General features: G+C 72.2%; 13 protein-coding genes. 8 read left to right on the top strand and 5 right to left on the bottom strand.

All coding sequences use genetic code 11. The annotated features are described in order from the left end of the window. The first annotated feature begins 132 nt into the window (after positions 1–132). The 5 genes from NMK44_RS09915 to NMK44_RS09895 all read left to right on the top strand — a co-directional run bounded on the left by NMK44_RS09915 (position 133) and on the right by NMK44_RS09895 (position 6,152). Positions 133–423 carry a hypothetical protein gene (locus NMK44_RS09915; RefSeq protein WP_254740524.1) on the top strand — a complete coding sequence of 97 codons (291 nt, stop codon included), beginning with the start codon at positions 133–135 and terminating at the stop codon, positions 421–423. Continuing rightward, a complete protein-coding gene (gene malQ, locus NMK44_RS09910) occupies positions 423–2,597 on the top strand; it encodes a 4-alpha-glucanotransferase (RefSeq protein WP_254740522.1) in 2,175 nt (724 codons plus the stop codon). Before NMK44_RS09915 ends, malQ begins: the two co-directional genes overlap by 1 nt. Further along, positions 2,594–2,839 (top strand): hypothetical protein, encoded by a 246-nt coding sequence (locus tag NMK44_RS09905; protein WP_254740520.1) that lies wholly within the window; start codon positions 2,594–2,596, stop codon positions 2,837–2,839. Before malQ ends, NMK44_RS09905 begins: the two co-directional genes overlap by 4 nt. Positions 2,840–3,110: 271 nt before the next feature. Continuing rightward, the gene (locus NMK44_RS09900; RefSeq protein WP_254740518.1) at positions 3,111–4,085 is read left to right on the top strand and encodes an acyl-ACP desaturase; all 975 of its coding nucleotides are present in this window, start codon (positions 3,111–3,113) and stop codon (positions 4,083–4,085) included. 21 nt (positions 4,086–4,106) lie between these two features. After that, a complete protein-coding gene (locus NMK44_RS09895; RefSeq protein ID WP_254740515.1) occupies positions 4,107–6,152 on the top strand; it encodes a tetratricopeptide repeat protein in 2,046 nt (681 codons plus the stop codon). A gap of 87 nt (positions 6,153–6,239) precedes the next feature. Here NMK44_RS09895 and pepN (NMK44_RS09890) read toward each other — a convergent pair whose 3' ends face one another. After that, positions 6,240–8,810 (bottom strand): aminopeptidase N, encoded by a 2,571-nt coding sequence (pepN, locus tag NMK44_RS09890; RefSeq protein WP_254740513.1) that lies wholly within the window; start codon positions 8,808–8,810, stop codon positions 6,240–6,242. Positions 8,811–8,932: 122 nt separating this feature from the next. After that, positions 8,933–9,958, bottom strand: coding sequence for an aspartate-semialdehyde dehydrogenase (locus tag NMK44_RS09885; protein ID WP_254740511.1), 1,026 nt, complete (start codon positions 9,956–9,958; stop codon positions 8,933–8,935). 322 nt (positions 9,959–10,280) lie between these two features. On the opposite strand from NMK44_RS09885, the gene NMK44_RS09880 reads away from it, so the two are divergent. Then, positions 10,281–12,014: a TIGR03767 family metallophosphoesterase gene (locus NMK44_RS09880; protein ID WP_254740509.1), complete on the top strand. Its 1,734-nt coding sequence runs from the start codon at positions 10,281–10,283 to the stop codon at positions 12,012–12,014. Positions 12,015–12,063: 49 nt separating this feature from the next. On the opposite strand, the gene NMK44_RS09875 is transcribed toward NMK44_RS09880, so the two are convergent. After that, positions 12,064–13,104, bottom strand: a complete 1,041-nt coding sequence (locus NMK44_RS09875) for a hypothetical protein (protein ID WP_254740507.1) — start codon at positions 13,102–13,104, stop codon at positions 12,064–12,066. Between the two features lie 111 nt (positions 13,105–13,215). Continuing rightward, positions 13,216–15,816, bottom strand: coding sequence for an aminopeptidase N (gene pepN, locus NMK44_RS09870; RefSeq protein WP_254740505.1), 2,601 nt, complete (start codon positions 15,814–15,816; stop codon positions 13,216–13,218). Positions 15,817–15,982: 166 nt separating this feature from the next. Between pepN (NMK44_RS09870) and NMK44_RS09865 the strand changes: the two genes are divergently transcribed. Continuing rightward, positions 15,983–16,618 carry a mycothiol-dependent nitroreductase Rv2466c family protein gene (locus NMK44_RS09865; RefSeq protein ID WP_254740503.1) on the top strand — a complete coding sequence of 212 codons (636 nt, stop codon included), beginning with the start codon at positions 15,983–15,985 and terminating at the stop codon, positions 16,616–16,618. 148 nt (positions 16,619–16,766) lie between these two features. Here the strand turns inward: NMK44_RS09865 and NMK44_RS09860 are convergent, their stop codons facing one another. Next, on the bottom strand, positions 16,767–17,408 hold the full coding sequence (locus tag NMK44_RS09860; protein ID WP_254740501.1) for a superoxide dismutase: 642 nt from the start codon (positions 17,406–17,408) through the stop codon (positions 16,767–16,769). Between the two features lie 225 nt (positions 17,409–17,633). On the opposite strand from NMK44_RS09860, the gene NMK44_RS09855 reads away from it, so the two are divergent. After that, a complete protein-coding gene (locus NMK44_RS09855) occupies positions 17,634–18,056 on the top strand; it encodes a hypothetical protein (RefSeq protein WP_254740499.1) in 423 nt (140 codons plus the stop codon). The last annotated feature ends 97 nt before the right edge of the window (positions 18,057–18,153 follow it).

The raw sequence follows: 18,153 nt of genomic DNA, 5'->3' as shown, positions 1-18,153 counted from the left end.
CCCCTGTCGCCGACAAATCGCCGCTCGGACGGGATGTGAGCTACGGCACGTCGGGGGGTTGTTTACGTCTGTACCGGTCCCGAGTGGGTAAGCGCGACGTTGACCCACTGCCGACACCCCACGGAGGTCCGTGTGGCCGCGTCAGCTCAGCTTCTGCTCACCGCCCTGTCCAAACCCGTGCCCGAGGCGTCCCGTGACACGGATCCCTTCGACGGAGTCTCCGACCCCGACTGCGGACTGTGCGGACTGGACGGCTTCGGGACCGGAGGCGCCACCGAAGCGCCCCTGACCAGCGAACCCCCGCTCGCCGACAATGTGCCCCTGACCAGCGAGCCGCCGCTCGCCGCCGAACTTCCCCTGACCAGCGAGCCGACCGCCGCCGCCATCGGCGCGGGAGCGGGCTTGGAGCCGATGGAGTTCTGATGGGCAGAGCGCGGCTCGCCGAGCTGCACGGTGTCGCCACCTCCTACGAGCCCGCCCCGGGCCGCACCGTCCAGGTGCCCGAGGACACTGTCGTCGCCGTACTCGCCGCGCTCGGCGTGGACGCCTCGACCCCCCGATCCGTCACCGAAGCGCTCGCCCGGCACACCAGCCGTGAGCGCGACCGGCTGCTGCCCCCCTGCGTGGTGGTGCGCCCCGGTGGCACACCCCGGCCGGACGTGCCCGAGGGCACCGAGCTGCGGGTGCGCACCGAGGACGGCGCACCGCACACGTGGGGGCCCGTGGACGGCCCGGCCGCCGAGCGGCTGCCCCCGCTGCCGCCCGGCGCCCACACCCTGACCGCGCGGGCGCCCGACGGCCGCCGGGCCCGCGCCACCCTGATCGTCGCCCCGGACCGGATGCCGGTCCCCGCGGCGCGCAGCCACGGCTTCCTCGTCCAGCTCTACTCGCTGCTGTCCGCCCGCTCCTGGGGCATGGGCGACCTCGGTGACCTCGCCGACCTCGCCGCCTGGTCCGGCCGGGCGCTCGGCACCGGCTTCGTCCAGCTCAACCCGTTGCACGCGGCGGTGCCCGGCACCCCCACCGACCCCTCGCCCTACCGCCCCTCCTCGCGCCGCTTCCCCGACCCGGTCCATCTGCGGGTCGAGGACGTCCCCGAGTACGCCCGGCTGCGCGGTGCCGCCCGGGAACGGGTCGACCGGCTGCTGGAGTCGGCCGCCGGTCTGCGCAGGGCCGTCTTATCCGAGGGCGCGCTGATCGACCGGGACGCGGTGTGGGCGCTCAAGCGCGAGGCCCTGGAGCTGGTACGGACCGTTCCGCTCGGCCCCGGCCGCCGCGCCGCCTACTGCGACTTCCTCGCCGAGCGCGGCCAGGCCCTGGAGGACCACGCCCTGTGGTGCGCGCTCGCCGAGACCCACGGCCCCGACTGGCGCGGCTGGCCCGGCGGACTGTCCGATCCGCGCTCCGCCGGCACCGCGCGCGCCCGCGGTGAGCACCTGGACCGCACCGACTTCCACTGCTGGCTCGCCTGGCTCACCGACGCCCAGCTCGCCACCGCCCAGCGCGCCGCCCGCGAGGCGGGTATGGGCATCGGCCTGGTGCACGACCTGGCCGTCGGCGTACATCCCTCCGGTGCCGACGCCTGGGCCCAGCAGGACGTCTTCGCCGCCGGGATGTCCATCGGGGCGCCGCCGGACGCGTTCAACTCCCGCGGCCAGGACTGGGGTCTGCCGCCCTGGCGCCCGGACGCCCTCGCCGCCACCGGCTACGCCCCCTACCGCGAGCTGCTGCGCGGACTGCTGCGGCACGCGGGCGCGCTGCGCATCGACCATGTGATGGGGCTGTTCCGGCTGTGGTGGGTCCCCGAGGGGCGGCAGCCGACCGAGGGCGCCTACGTCCGCTACGACGCCGAAGCCATGCTCGCGGTGCTCGCCCTGGAGGCGCACCGGGCGGACGCCGTCGTCATAGGGGAGGACCTGGGCACGGTCGAGCCCGGCGTCCGGGAGACCCTGGCGCGGCGCGGAGTGCTGGGCACCTCGGTGCTGTGGTTCGAGCGCGACTACGACGGATCCGGTACGGCCCGCCCGCTGGCCCCCGAGGAGTGGCGCGCCGACTGTCTGGCCACCGCCACCACTCACGATCTGCCGAGCACCGCCGCCCGGCTCACCGGCGACCACGTCGAGCTGCGCCACCGGCTGGGGCTGCTCGCCCGTCCGCTCGCCGAGGAGCGGGCCGCGGACGCGGTCGAGGTCGCCGAATGGCTGGCCCTGCTGGGGCGGCTGGGGCTGCTGCCCGAGGGGCCGGGTGACGAGGAGGCCGCGATCCGGGCCGTCCACCGCTTCCTGCTGCGCACCCCGGCCCGGATGGTGGGGGTGTGGCTGCCGGACGCGGTGGGGGACCGCCGCCCGCAGAACCTGCCGGGCACCTGGGACCAGTACCCCAATTGGCGGCTGCCGATCGCCGACGCCCGGGGGCGGCCGGTGTCGCTGGAGGAGCTGGTGGCCTCGCCCCGGCTGCACGCCCTGATGGCGGAGCTGGCCCGCGCCGTACGGGAGGAACCCGCGGCGGCGGGGGCGCGGAGCACCGCGGACGTCAGCGCGCGCACGGCCACCCCGCGCACGACCGGCGCGCGGGCGTCGGATAAGTTGAGTCCGTGAGCAACAAGGTCAAAAAGAACGCCGTGCGCGCCGGGGCCGTGGTCGCCGCGACGACGGCGATGGTGCTGATGTCGTCCCCCGCGTTCGGGCTCACCCCCGACGACGGAGACGACCCGGGTCCGGGCCTGAGCGTCGGTGCGACGCTGGGCCTCTACGTCGTCACTCCGATTGTGCTCTTCCTGGTGATCGCCGGTCTGGTGATGGTCGGAGACAAGAAGTCCGGCAAGAAGCAGACCGACTGACACCGGGCGATCGACGAAAGCGCTCAAAACGGCGCTGCGAAGGCGCCCCCGGCCATCCGGCCGGGGGCGCCTTCGTCGTATCCGGTGTCGGGGCCGCTGTCGGCTCCGCCACAGCGCACGGGCTTGCGCATACCGACTCCTCCCGTGACACGGCCAGTTCACCCCGGGTCGCGCCCGTGTCCCCGGCCATTTATTTTCGCTTTAACCTACGGTGTCGTAACCTACGGGGCCGTAGGTGATGACCGCCGTACCCGTCCCTTGGAGCCCCGCTGTGACTCTCGCCCCTTCCCGCCGACACGGTCAGACCGTGTGGAGCGACAGCCGGCTGCTCTTCGCCCTCGAGGAAGTTGTCGAGGTCGAGCTCAACCGGCATCTGAAGGTCGCCAAGGAATGGATGCCGCACGAGTACGTGCCCTGGAGCGACGGCCGCAACTTCGACGGGGTGTTCGGCGGTGAGGCGTGGGCGCCCGAGCAGTCCAAGGTCAGCGATGTCGGCCGGACCGCGCTGGTGGTCAACCTCCTCACCGAGGACAACCTCCCCAGCTACCACCACGAAATAGCGACACTGTTCGGCCGGGAGGGCGCCTGGGGCACCTGGGTGCACCGCTGGACGGCCGAGGAGGGCCGCCACGGCATCGTCATGCGCGACTACCTGCTCACCAGCCGCGCCGTGGACCCGGTGGAGCTGGAGCGCTTCCGGATGCAGCACATGACGGAGGGGTTCGAGTCCGACAACGCGCACAGCATGCTGCACTCGATCGCGTACGTCGCCTTCCAGGAGCTCGCGACCCGCATCTCGCACCGCAACACCGGCCACCACTCCGGTGACCCGGTCTGCGACCGGATGCTGGCCCGCATCGCCACCGACGAGAACCTGCACATGGTCTTCTACCGCAACCTGCTGTCGAAGGCGTTCGAGCTGGCGCCCGACCAGACCATGTCCGCCGTCCGTGATGTGGTGGTCAACTTCCGCATGCCGGGCCACGGCATCCCCGGGTTCGAGCGCGCCGCCGCCAAGATGGCCATCGGCGGCATCTACAACCTGCGCATCCACCACGACGATGTGCTCCAGCCGGTGCTGCGCTTCCTGAAGGTCCTGGAGATCGGCGGACTCGGCCCGGACGGGCTGAAGGCGCAGGAGGAACTGGGCCTGTACATGGGCGGTCTGGACGACCAGGCCACCAAGTTCGACGAGAAGCGCGAGGCGCTGCTGGCCCGGCGCAGGGCCCGTGCCGAACGCGTTTGATCACTCTGGCACCATCGGACGATGGTCGAACAGTCATCGCACGGAACACCGGACGGACCGTCCGGCTCCGGCACCACCGGGGAGACGGCCGGGGCCGACGCCCTGCGGACCGCGGCGGCTGCCGGAGAACCCGGCGCCTACCGGGCGTACGCCGAACACCTGACCGGGCAGGGCCTGATGGACGAGGCCCTGCCCTGGTGGGCCCGCGCCGCCGACGCGGGGGACGCGCACGCCTCGCGCACCCTCGCCATCTGCCACAAGGATCGTGGCGACTTCACGGAGGCCGAGCGGTGGTACCGCACCGCGGCCGAACGCGACGGCGGCTGTGCCTTCGGACTCGCCCGGCTGCTCGACGAGTCGGGTGACAGCGCGGGAGCCGAGGAGTGGTACGGCCGCGGAGCCGCCCTCGGCAGCGTGGAGTGCACGACCAACGGCGCGGTGATGCTGGCGGCCCGGGGCGAGTGGGACACCGCCCTGGAGCGGCTGGCCGAGGCGTCCGACGCGGGCGACCACGTGGCCACCCGCACCCGGGAGGTCATCCGCGAGCTCCTCGCAGAGCTCGACGGCTGGCGGGAGGACCTGGCCGACGCCGAGGCCGAGGGCGACCCCGAGGCCGCCTACGACGCGCTGCGCGAACTCCTCGACCCCGACCGGAAGGGGATGTTCGACACCTACCCCCGGATGGTCACCGAGGCCGAGGAACTGTTCGCCCGGGCCGCCGCGGTCGGCAGCGCCAAGGCGCGGGTGGACCAGGCGATCTTCATAGCCCGTGACCCCGACCGCTTCGACGAGGCCCGCGCCCTGGTGGAACGCGCCCACCAGGAGGGCTATGACGGTGCCGCCTACGTCCTCGGCGTCTGGTTCGAGGAGCGCGGCGATCTGACCGCCGCCGAACGGTGGTACCGCACCGCCCACGAGGCGGACGGCGGCCACGGATGGGCCTGCTTCAACCTCGGCATGCTGTGCAAACGCCAGCGGCGGCTGGACGAGGCCGAGCGGTGGTTCCGCGCCACCGGCATCGACGAGGAGAGCTGGGACCCGTTCGACGAGGGCGAGGAGCGGATCGTCCGCGCGCTGGAGGATGTCGCCGCCATCCGCGCCGATCCCGAGCGCCGGCCGTCCGCCGTGTGGCAGGAGCGGCTCCCCGGACTGCGCGCCCGCGCCGAAGCCGAAGAGGCCGGTCCGGACGACTGGTTCGACTACGCGGACGCCCTCGACCGGCTGTACCGCTTCCCCGAGGCCGCCGAGTGGTACCGCAGGGCGGGCACCCCGCGGGCCCTCCTCGACCTCGGCCGGATGCTCCACGAGGCGGGCGGCGCCAAGGGCACGCTGATGGTGCCGTACTACGAGCCCGCCGCCGCCGAGGGCGACGCCGGGGCCGCGTACGAGATCGCCCGCATCCACGACGAGGACGGTGACCGGCGCGCCGCCGAGATCTGGTTCCACCGCGCGGCGGGCCTGGGCCACGGTCGCGCCGCCTGGCAGATCGGCTGGACCTCGCAGGAGCGCGGCGGCGATCCGCAGAACGCCGAGCGCTGGTTCGTCCGTGCCGCCCGCACCGGACTGGTCCCGCCCGCCTTCCTGGCCGGGCGCAGCATGGTCCGCCGGGGCGCCCCCGCGGAGGCCGAACCGCTGCTGCGCACCGCCTGCGACGGCGACCACGCCGAGGCCCCGTACTGGCTCGGCAAGGCGCTGCGCGCGCTGGACCGCGCCGAGGAGGCCGAGCCGTGGCTGCGGCGCGCGGTGGAGAACCATCCGCGGGTGCTGCGCCAGTACGGCGGCCTGGAGCGGCTGGGGGTGCCCGATCCGCGGCTGGACCTGGCCGAGCTGCTGATCGGCCTGGGCCGGGACGAGGACGCCGGGGAGGCGCTGGACGGGGTCTTCGCGGACGCCCCCGGGCACCGTACGGCCCACCGGCTGGCCGGGGGTATCGCCCGGCGCCGGGGTGATCTCGAAGGGGCCGAGGAGCACTTCGAGGAGGCCGTCGGACATGACCCGGACGGCAGCGCCCGGCTGAGCCTGGGCGAGGTCCGCGACCTGCTGAAACGGGTCACCCACCAGCACTGACATCGGTGGCGCGGCGCGGTGACTGCCGTGGCCGGGCGGACGCGCGGGCGGGGGCCTCAGAGCCCCGGCCCGCGCGCCGTCACCGGGTCAGCCCGCCGCCGCGTCCGCGGCCCGGGCCTTCAGGGCGCGCTCCACGCCCGCGCGGGACTCGGTGACCATACGGCGCAGGGCCGGGGTCGGGTCGGCCGAGGCGAGCCAGGCGTCGGTGGCGTCCAGGGTGTCCTGGGAGACCTGGAGGGCCGGGTAGAGGCCGACCGCGATCTGCTGCGCCATCTCATGGCTGCGGCTGTTCCAGATCTCCTTCACCGTGGCGAAGTACCGCTCCGTGTACGGCGCCAGCAGCTCCCGCTGGTCGGTCTGGACGAAACCGCCGATCACCGCTTCCTGTACCGCGTTCGGCAGCTTGTCGCTCTCCACGACCGAGGCCCACGCCTCGGCCTTGGCCTCGGGGGTCGGCCGCGCGGCACGGGCGGTGGCCGCGTGGCGCTCGCCCGCCGAGGTCTTGTCGCGCTCCAGCTCCGCGGCGACGGCCGCCTCGTCGGCCCGGCCGGTGGCCGCCAGCCGCTCCAGCAGCGTCCAGCGCAGCTCGGTGTCGACGGCCAGGCCGTCGATCGTCTCCGTGCCGTCCAGCAGCCCGGCGACCAGGTCGAGCTGGGCGTCGGTGCGGGCGGTGGCGGCGAACGCCCGCGCCCAGGCGAGCTGGTGGTCGCTGCCGGGGGCCGCGGCCCGCAGGTGGGCGAGGGTGGCCTCGGTCCACGCGGTCAGGCCGGTGGGCCGCCAGTCCGGTGCCGCGTACAGCTCCAGGGCCAGCTTGACCTGGCGGTGCAGCGACTGGACGACGCCGATGTCGGACTCCTTGGCGATGCCCGACAGCACCAGCGACAGATAGTCGCGGGTGGCCAGTTCGCCGTCCCGGGTCATGTCCCAGGCCGAGGCCCAGGACAGGGCGCGCGGCAGGGACGCCTCGAAGTCGCCCAGGTGCTCGGTGACCACGGCCAGCGAGTCCGGGTCGAGCCGCACCTTGGCGTAGGACAGGTCGTCGTCGTTGAGCAGGATCACCGCGGGGCGCTTGGTGCCGGTCAGCCCCTCCACCTCGGTCCGCTCACCGTCCACGTCCAGCTCGATCCGCTCGGAGCGGACCAGCTTGCCGGTGGCGTCCAGGTCGTACAGGCCGATGGCGATGCGGTGCGGCCGCAGCGTCGGCTCACCGGTGGCGCCGGGCGGCAGCGCGGGGGCCTCCTGCCGGACCGCGAAGGAGGTGATGGTGCCGGTGGCGTCCGTGGTGATCTCCGGGCGCAGTACGTTGATGCCCGCGGTCTCCAGCCACTTCTTCGACCAGGTCTTCAGATCGCGGCCGCTGGTCTCCTCCAGTGCGCCGAGCAGGTCGGAGAGCCGGGTGTTCCCGAAGGCGTGGCACTTGAAGTACGCCTGGACGCCGGTGAAGAACTCCTCCATGCCCACGTAGGCGACGAGCTGCTTCAGCACGCTCGCGCCCTTGGCGTAGGTGATGCCGTCGAAGTTGACCAGGACGTCGTCCAGATCGCGGATCTCGGCCATGATCGGGTGGGTGGACGGAAGCTGGTCCTGCCGGTAGGCCCAGGTCTTCATGGAGTTGGCGAAGGTGGTCCAGGCGTGCGGCCACTTGCTGCCCGGGGCGTGCGCCTGGCAGGCGATGGAGGTGTAGGTGGCGAACGACTCGTTCAGCCACAGGTCGTTCCACCACTCCATGGTGACCAGGTCGCCGAACCACATATGGGCCAGCTCGTGGAGGATCGTCTCCGCGCGGGTCTCATAGGCCGCGTCCGTCACCTTGGAGCGGAAGACGTACTGGTCGCGGATGGTGACCGCGCCCGCGTTCTCCATCGCGCCCGCGTTGAACTCCGGGACGAAGAGCTGGTCGTACTTGGCGAACGGGTACGGGTAGTCGAACTTCTCCTCGAACCAGTCGAAGCCCTGCCGGGTCACCGCGAAGATCGCGTCCGAGTCGAGGAACTCGGCCAGCGAGGGACGGCAGTAGATGCCCAGCGGCACCGAGCGGCCGTCCTTCTCGTAGGAGCTGTGCACACTGTGGTACGGGCCGACGATCAGGGCCGTGATGTACGAGGAGATCCGCGGCGTCGGCTCGAAGCGCCAGACGTTGTCCTTGGGCTCGGGCGTCGGCGAGTTGGAGATCACCGTCCAGCCCTCGGGCGCGGTCACGGTGAACCGGAAGGTGGCCTTGAGGTCCGGCTGCTCGAAGCTGGCGAAGACCCGGCGCGCGTCCGGCACCTCGAACTGCGTGTACAGATACGCCTGCTGGTCCACCGGGTCGACGAACCGGTGCAGTCCCTCACCGGTGTTGGTGTACGCGCAGTCCGCCACCACCCGCAGTTCATTGCGCCCGGCCAGCAGCCCCGGCAGCGCGATCCGCGAGTCCGCGAACACCTCGGCCGCGTCCAGCGCCTCGCCGTTGAGCACCACCTCGTGCACCGTGGGCGCCACCAGGTCGATGAACGTCCCGGCGCCGGCCTCGGCGGCGTCGAAGCGCACCGAGGTCACCGAGCGGTAGGTGCCGCCCTCCTGCGCGCCTGAGAGATCGAGGTCGATCTCGTACGAGTCGACGGTGAGCAGGCGGGCCCGCTGCTGTGCCTCGTCGCGGGTGAGGTTCGTTCCAGGCACCTGGCATTCTCCTTGTGTCGCGTTTCCGGCCATCCTTCCACGGACACCCGCCCTCGCGGCGGTACGAAAAAGGGCCGGAGCGGACGGTCCGTCCGCTCCGGCCCCGGGTGCCTCCGGGCGGCTCAGCCGAGCTCGGCCGCCACCAGCTCCGCGATCTGCACCGCGTTCAGCGCGGCGCCCTTGCGGAGGTTGTCGTTGGAGAGGAACAGCGCGAGGCCGTGCTCCACGGTCTCGTCCGCCCGGATCCGGCCGACGTAGCTCGGGTCCTGGCCGGCGGCCTGGAGCGGGGTCGGGATCTCGGAGAGGGCCACGCCCGGGGCGCCGGCCAGCAGCTCATAGGCGCGCTCGACGCTGATCGGACGCTCGAAGCGGGCGTTGACCTGGAGCGAGTGGCCGCTGAAGACGGGCACCCGGACACAGGTGCCGGAGACCTTGAGCTCCGGGATCTCCAGGATCTTGCGGCTCTCGTTGCGGAGCTTCTGCTCCTCGTCGGTCTCATGGCGGCCGTCGTCGACGATCTTCCCGGCCAGCGGGAGGACGTTGAACGCGATCGGCCGGGCGTAGACACCGGGCTCGGGGAACTCGACGGCCGCGCCGTCGTGGGTGAGCTCGGCCGCGCGGTCGGCGGTCTTGCGGATCTGGCCGTCGAGTTCCGCGACACCGGACAGACCGGAACCGGAGACGGCCTGGTAGGTGGTGGCCACCAGGGCGGTCAGCCCGGCCTCCTGGTGCAGCGGGCGCAGCACCGGCATGGCGGCCATGGTGGTGCAGTTCGGGTTGGCGATGATGCCCTTGGGGCGGTCCACCGCGGCGTGCGGGTTGACCTCGGAGACCACCAGCGGGACCTCGGGGTCCATCCGCCACGCGGAGGAGTTGTCGATCACGACGGCGCCCTGCCCGGCGACCTTCTCGGCCAGCGCCCGGGAGGTGGCACCGCCCGCGGAGAAGATCACGATGTCCAGACCGGAGTAGTCGGCGGTGGCCGCGTCCTCGACGGTGACCTCGGTGCCGCGCCACGGCAGTGTGCGACCCGCGGACCGGGCCGAGGCGAACAGGCGCAGCTCCTCGGCCGGGAAGTCGCGCTCGGCGAGTATGTTGCGCACCACTCCGCCGACCTGCCCGGTCGCACCGACGATTCCGATCCTCATATCTACCCTTTTCCTCAGTCGTGCCTGTTCCGGACCCCCTACCCAGCGGCCAGTCTCTCAGGCTGTGACATAGCCCGCTCCTGGGTTTCGCCGCGGCGGCGTGCCGGCCGGGTTCCCTCCGGGATGAACACGGGGTGAGCGGAAGAATGCCTGTTCACCAGGGTGCGGTAACCGTTTGCTACCGCGGAGATCCACGTGTGGAGATCGGCGGCCGGCGTTGCCGCCGCGTTCACGCGTAAGCCACCCCCGGTGCCAACGATCCGGAGTGAGGGGCAGTTCCCTGCCCCGCCCGCTTCCGCGTATCCACCCGGGGAGATCGCGTATGTCCCGCATACGGTCCGCCGCCTCTGCCGTCACCGCCCTCGACCGCCGCACCTTCCTGGCCGCCACCACCGCCACCGGCGCCACCGCGGCGCTGGGTATCGCCTTCGGGCCCGGTACCGGCTCCGCGACCGCCTCACAGCCCCCCATGGCGCACGGCGCGGCCCGCCGGGTGGTGCAGGCGCCCGCAGCCCCCTCCAAGGCCGGCACCACGCTGGAGACGGTCTCGGCGGCGCACGGTGCGATCGGCTACCGCAGGCTCGCCGAGGGCCCGGCCTGGGCGCGCGGGGTGCGGACCGACATCGTGGCGGGCAAGGGGGGCCGGGAGGACCGGCGCACCGCGCTCGCCTCCTTCGTCCAGCTCACCGATCTGCACATCACCGATGTCCAGCACCCGATGCGCTACGAGTTCATGCGCTCGGGCCGCACCGGTGCCTGGCGGCCGCACGAGGCGCTGACCGTGGTCGGCGCCACCTCGCTCATCGAGCGGGTCAACGGACTGCGCGGCGGACCGGTCACCGGGGCGCCGCTGTCCTTCGTGATGACCACCGGCGACAACACCGACAACAACTCCACGATCGAGCTGGACTGGTTCCTGACCGCCATGAACGGCGGCCGGATCACCCCCAACACCGGCGACCCCCGGCAGTACGAGGGCGTCCAGAACAGCGGGATCAAGGAGTTCTGGCACCCGGACCGGGCGCTGCGCGACGCCGACAAGCAGCGCGGCTTCCCGCGCATCGACGGGTTCCTGGAGGCGGCGCTGCGCACCGTGCACAGCCCCGGGCTGCGGCTGCCCTGGTACTCGACCGTCGGCAACCACGACGACCTGGGCGGCGGGGTCTACTCCTTCGGCGGCGGCTATCTGGCGGAGCTGGCCACCGGCGACCGCAAACTCCAGATCATCCCGGCCGCCGAGGCCGCCAGGATCTACCAGGGCGAGCGCCAGGGGGCCGATCCGCGCGGCAAGGACATGAAGGCCCTGCTGCGCGCGCACGCCAGGGACATGCGCAGGGTCACCCCCGACGAGCGCCGCGCGCCGTTCACCCGGGCCGGGTACCTGGCCGCGCACCTCGACCCGGCGCGCACCGGCCCCGGCCCCGTCGGCCACGGCTACACCAAGGCCAATCAGGAACAGGACACGCTCTACTACTCGTTCCGGATCTCGGACGACGTCATCGGCATCAGCCTGGACACCACCGACCCCGGCGGCCACTACACCGGTTCCCTCGGCACCGCCCAGCTTCGCTGGCTGGAGCGGACGCTGAAGGCGCACCGGGACGACCACGTCCTGGTCTTCAGCCACCACTACAGCCGCAGCATGACCAATATGAATCACGACCCGGCCCGCCCCGGCGAGGCCCGCCACGGCGGTGACGAGATCATCGCGCTGTTCCGGCGCCACCCCCAGGTACGGGCCTGGATCAATGGCCACAGCCACCAGAACGAGATCACCCCGCACGGCACCTTCTGGGAGATCACCACCGCCTCGCATGTGGACTTCCCCCAACTGGCCCGGGTCATCGAGGTGGTGGACAACCACGACGGCACCCTGTCGCTGTTCACCACGCTCATCGAGGCGGCCGCCCCGCGCCGCACCGACCACTCCGACCTCTCCCAGACCGGTCTGGCCGCGCTCTACCGTGAACTGTCCTTCAACGCGCCCGGTGCCAGCCAGAAGCTGGCCGGGGACCCGGGTGACCGCAACACCGAACTGCTGCTGCGCAAGGGCTGATCACCCCACCGCACGGCGGCCACCGGGCGGCGGCCCGGTACCGCGCCCGTCACCGCGGCAGCACCACGACATACGGGGCCGGCTCGCGGTCGGCCGCCGCGATCAGGGCGGTGCGCACCACCGCCGCCTGCTCCTCCAGCCCCTCCCGCAGCCTCCGCGGGGTCGTCCGCACCACCGTGATGCCCAGCCCCTCCAGGTGCTCGCGCTTACGGGCGTAGGCGCCGCGCAGCGCGCACTCGTCGTGGCGCGGCGCCCGTGCGTCGATCTCCAGCGCCACGGCGTGGTCGCGCCAGTAGGCGTCCACCTCGCCGAGGGCCTGGCCGCCGGGCAGCCGCAGTTCGACGTTCCACAGCGGCTCGGGCAGCCCGTGGCCGCGCACCATGTCGTACAGCCGGCCCTCGGCGATGGCCCGGCCCTCGGCCAGCAGCGCGTCCACCGCGTCGATCACATACGGCCGGGAGAGCAGCCGGGCCTGGCTCAGCTCCTTGACCACGGCCCCCGCCTCGCAGTGGCCGTGGCGTACGGACTCGGTGAGCAGTCTGCGCACCAGCACCGCGTCGCCGAGCCGGGCGACCGCGTCGGCGAGCGCGCGGGCGACCGGGGCGGTGGGCACCCCGGCGAGGTACCGCGGGCCGGGCATCGTCTGGGAGCGGACGAACCGCACATAGCCGGTGGCGCGCAGCCGCCGGGTGCGCGGCACCAGCACATCGACGTGGTCCAGCGAGGCCAGCGGGGGAGCGGCGGAGAAGTGGTGCAGGGCCAGTGCCGCGAGCCCGGTGACCATCGCCTCGCCGTACGGCCCCTCGTCCCCGGCACCGCTGCCCGCCCCGCTCCCGGCCGCCGCCGTCTGGCGGCGGCTCGCGGTGTACAGCAGCGCCGCGTGCAGCCGCTCCTCGCTGGTGGCCGGGCCGGGGTGGAGCAGATGGACGCCGGGCAGGATCTGCTGCCACGGCCCGCCCTCCCGGCAGCGCTCCGCGGCGACGGCCGCGGTGACACCGTGTTCCCGGAGCTGGCGGGTGGTCAGGACCCGGCGCTGGACGTCGGTGAGGTGGTGGAGCGGACGGGGGGACAGCGGCGTGTCGTGGCTCATGCCCCGGCCATTCCCGCTCGCCCCACCCCACTCACCGCTGTTACCAACTCGTCGACAAACCCGGACAACACCGTCCTAAAGTACGGGAGTTCGAATCCCGAAAACGGTCCGTCAGACGGCTGCCCGGGTATCGCACTCCTGACCGCGCAGGGCGCGCGCCAGATCGTCCCGCGCCTCCAGCACCAGCCGTCGCAGCGCGGGCGCCGCGTCCGGCCGGGCGGCCAGCCAGTCGTCGGTGGCCTTCAGCGTGGTGGCGTCGCCCTGGGTGGCCGGGAACAGACCGCGCACGATGCCCATCGCGATCTCGATCGAACGCTCCTGCCAGATCCGCTCGATCATCTCGAAGTAGCGCGGTGCGTACGGCGTCAGCAGCTCCCGCTGGCCCGGCTGGTCGAAGCCCGCGATGGTGGCCTCCACCAGGGCGTTGGAGAGCCGGTCGGAGTCCACCACGGCCGCCCACGCCTCCGCCTTGACCTCGGCCGAGGGCCGCGAGGCCAGACAGCGCACCTGGTGGCGCTTACCGGACGCGGTGTCGTCCCGGGCCAGTTCGGCCGCGATATCCGACTCGTCCGCCGCCCCGGTCGCCGCCAGTGCCGCCACGAAGGTCCAGCGCAGCTCCTGGTCGACGTCGAGCCCGTCGATCCGGGCCGTACCGGCCAGCAGCCCGCGCAGCAGCCGCAGTTCGGAGTCGTCCGTGGCGAGCTGGGCGAAGAACCGCGCCCATGCGAGCTGGTGTCCGCTGCCCGGCTCCGCGCGCCGCAGTTCGGCGAGCGCGCCCTCCGCCAGCCGGGCCCCGGCCGCCTCGCGCGCCTCGGGCGCGGCGTAGTGGTGCAGGGCGGACAGCGCCCATGTCTGGACCATCTGGAGCACGCCGATGTCGGACTCGGACCCGGCGAAGCGCAGCACCAGACCCAGATAGTCACGGGCGGGCATCAGCCCGTCCCGGGTCAGGTTCCACACCGCGGACCAGCACAGCGCACGGGCCAGCGGATCGCTCAGCTCGCCCAGGTGCTCGCGCAGGGTGGCCAGCGAGCCCTCGTCGAAGCGGATCTTGCAGTAGGTGAGGTCGTCGTCGTTGACCAGGACCAGATCCGGCCGCTCGGCACCGGTCAGCTCGCCGACGACCGTACGGGGCCCGTCGACGTCGGTCTCGGCGCGGGCGTAGCGCACCAGCGCCCCGTCCTGGTCCTTCCGGTACAGCCCCACCGCGATCCGGTGCGGGCGCAGCGTGGGGTGACTCGCGGCGGCCTCCTGGACCACCGCCAGCTCGGTGATGTGCCCGGCCGCGTCACAGGTGAGCTGCGGGGTGAGCACATTGACGCCCGCCGTCTCCAGCCACGCCCGGGACCATGCGGCCATGTCCCGGCCCGAGGTCTCGGTGAGCACCGCCAGCAGGTCGGACAGCCGGGTGTTGCCGAAGGCGTGGCGCTTGAAGTAGCGCCGCGCGCCCTCCAGGAAGGCGTCCTGACCCGCGTAGGCCACGAGCTGCTTGAGCACCGAGGCGCCCTTGGCGTAGGTGATCCCGTCGAAGTTGAGCTTGGCGTCCTCCAGGTCACGGATGTCGGCGGTGACCGGGTGGGTGGAGGGGAGCTGGTCGGCGCGGTACGCCCAGGACTTGCGGCGGTTGGCGAAGGTGATCCAGCCGTCGGTGAACCGGGTGGCGCCGACCAGCGCGAAGGCGCCCATGAAGTCCGCGAAGGACTCCTTGAGCCACAGGTCGTCCCACCACTCCATGGTCACCAGGTCGCCGAACCACATATGCGCCATCTCGTGGAGGATGACGTTGGCCCGCCCCTCGTACGAGGACCGGGTGACCTTGCCGCGGAAGACGAACTCCTCGCGGAAGGTCACGCACCCCGGGTTCTCCATGGCGCCGATGTTGTACTCGGGCACGAACGCCTGGTCGTACTTGCCGAACGGGTACGGGTAGTCGAAGCGGTCGTGGAAGAAGTCCAGTCCCTGCTTGGTGACGGTGAAGATGTCGTCCGCGTCGAAGTGCTTGGCCAGCCCCGCCCGGCACAGCGCGCCCAGCGGGATCACCAGCTCCGTGCCGTCGGGCAGGGTGCGCCGGTAGGTGTCCGTCTTGTAGTGGTACGGGCCCGCGACGACCGCCGTGATGTAGCTGGAGATGGGCAGCGTCGGGGTGAAGTGGGTGGTGGTTCCGGAGCCGGAGGCGGCCGGTTCGCTGCGCGCCGCGGTGCCGTTGCTCAGCACGGTCCAGTGGCCGGGCGCGGTCACCGCGAAGGTGAACGGGGCCTTGAGGTCCGGCTGTTCGAAGGTGGTGAAGACCCGGCGGGCGTCGGCCGGCTCGTACTGGGTGTAGAGGTAGACCTCGCCGTCCTCGGGGTCGGCGAAGTGGTGCAGCCCCTCCCCGGTGCGGCTGTACGCGCACTGGGCGTCCACCACCAGCTCGTTCTCGGCGGCGAGCCCGTCCAGCGCGATCCGGGCCCCGTCGAAGACGGCCGCCGGGTCCAGCTCCCGGCCGTTGAGGGTCACCGAGGTGACCTCGGGCGCCACCAGATCGGCGAACGTCGAGGCCCCCGGCTCGGCGCAGCGGAACCGCAGGGTGGTGGTGGAACGGAACGTGCGCGGCCCCGGACCGGTGTGCGGCTCGACGGCCGACCGCACATCGAGCGCCACGTCGTAGGCGTCCACGGTCAGCAGCCTCGCCCGCTCCCGGGCTTCGTCACGGGTCAGGTTCTCACCAGGCACGACGCGGACTCCCTCGCTCTCGTCTCGAATATCGGACAGCGCGCATCATGTCACGCCGTACTCCCCGGGGGAATCGGGGAATGGGGCCCGATCACGCGTGCGTTGTCCGGAGGAGAGACCCGATATCGCCCTGCGTTCCGTAGGCCCCCCGCCCGAGGAGACACCCGTGACCGAGACCGCCAAGACCCCCGCCGACTTCTGGTTCGACCCGCTCTGCCCCTGGGCCTGGATGACCTCGCGCTGGATGCTCGAGGTGGAGAAGGTGCGCCCGGTCGAGGTGCGTTGGCATGTGATGAGCCTGGCCGTGCTGAACGAGCCCAAGCTGGACGAGCTGCCCGAGGAGTACCGGGAGCTGCTGAAGACGGCCTGGGGGCCGGTGCGGGTCTGCATCGCCGCCGAGCAGAAGCACGGCAGCGAGGTCCTCGGCCCGCTCTACACCGCCCTGGGCACCCGCTTCCACAACCAGGGGCTGGAGAAGAACCGCGAGACGATCGTGGCCGCCCTGGAAGAGGCCGGGCTGCCCGCCGAGCTCGCCGATGCCGCCGACTCCGACGCCTATGACACCGAGCTGCGCGCCTCCCACCAGGAGGGCATCGAGCTGGTGGGCCAGGATGTGGGCACCCCCGTGATCGCCGTACCGGGCCCGGAGGGCGAGCGCATAGCCTTCTTCGGCCCGGTGGTGACCCCCGCGCCCAAGGGCGAGGAGGCGGCGAAGCTGTGGGACGGCACCCTGATGGTGGCCTCCGTCCCCGGTTTCTACGAGATCAAGCGGACCCGGACGGTCGGCCCGATCTTCGACTGACCGGCGACCGGACGGCCGGTCACCGGACGGCCGTCGGAAGACGGCGGGGCCCCCGCGCGAGTCGACCGCGCGGGGGCCCCTTTTCCGCCTGCCAGGTGTTCGGTGAGAAGACGATCACGCAAGCAGGAGGTCTCTTACGGCAGGTCCGTTACGGCGCGAGCAGCAGGTTGTTCGCACGCTCCTTGGCGGCCGTGTAGCGACGCGCCACGTCCTGCCAGTTCACGACCTTCCACATGGCCTCGATGAAGTCCACCTTCTGGTTCTTGTACTGCAGGTAGAAGGCGTGCTCCCAGGCGTCGAAGACCAGGATCGGCACCGAGCCCTGGCCGACGTTCCCCTGGTGGTCGTAGACCTGCTCGACGATCAGCCGCCCGCTCACCGGCTCGTAGGCGAGGACACCCCAGCCGGAGCCCTGCGTGGTCGCCGACGCCTTGGACAGCTGCGCCTTGAACGCCGCGAAGGAGCCGAAGTACTCGGTGATCGCGTCGGCGAGCTCGCCCACCCCGTCCTTCTCCAGCGGCTCGCCGCCGCCGTCACCGGTCATGTTCTGCCAGTAGATGCTGTGCAGGATGTGGCCGGACAGATGGAAGGCCAGGTTCTTCTCCAGGCCGTTGATGGAGCCCCACTGGTCCTTGTCCCGCGCCGCCGCGAGCTGCTCCATCGTGTCGTTCGCGCCCTTGACGTAGGCCGCGTGGTGCTTGTCGTGGTGCAGCTCGATGATCTCAGGGCTGATGACCGGGGCCAGCGCCGAGTAGTCATACGGAAGTTCAGGAAGTGTGTAGATGGCCATGCGAAGCCCTCCGGGACCGGCTTAATGCAATTAGCTTGCAACTGCACGCTACCAGCAAGAACCTTCTCCGCCAGTGGGGAGTGGATCTCTGGTCCGAAAGAAGGAGGCGCGGTGCGTCCCCGGACCGAGGACCCACCCCGCCGCTCACCTGGGCGTGGCCTGATCCGACGCATGCGCGTGAGGAGCGGCGGACCTATGATCAAAGGTCGCTCGAAGGGGGAGGGCATGGATCCTCAGATCGCCGATCTCGCCAGGACCGCCGGCACCACCATGGTCACGCTGATGACCACCAACGCCTGGGAATCGGCCCGGGACGGCCTCGTCTCGCTCTGGCAGAGGTTCCAGCCCGCCAGGGCCGAAAGCATCGGCGAGGAGCTCGAGGCGAGCCGTGCCGATCTGCTGCTCGCGCGCGAGACGGGCGACGCGGAGTCCGAGGCGGAGCTGACCACGGAGTGGCAGGGCCGGGTGCGCCGGCTCCTGGTGGCGCGGCCGGAGGTCGCGGAAGAGCTGCGGCGCATCCTGGACGAGCTGAACCCCCGGCTGCCGGATCAGCGCCCCGCCGTCGGCGAGATCCATCTGACGGCCGAGGCGTCCGGCAGCGGCCGGATCTACCAGGCCGGCCGCGACCAGCACATCACCGAGCGGTGAGCGCCCCCATGCCGATCGACGGCCGCGCCTCCGGCCAGGCCCGGGTCTTCCAGACCGGCGGCGACCCTCATCGGCCGGCCGCCGGGCATCCTGCGGG

The organism is Streptomyces cucumeris, from assembly GCF_024295805.1.
Lineage (GTDB): Bacteria > Actinomycetota > Actinomycetes > Streptomycetales > Streptomycetaceae > Streptomyces > Streptomyces cucumeris.
The sequence above is the reverse complement of the archived record's forward strand: the minus strand, read 5'-3'. Positions and strand labels throughout refer to the sequence as shown.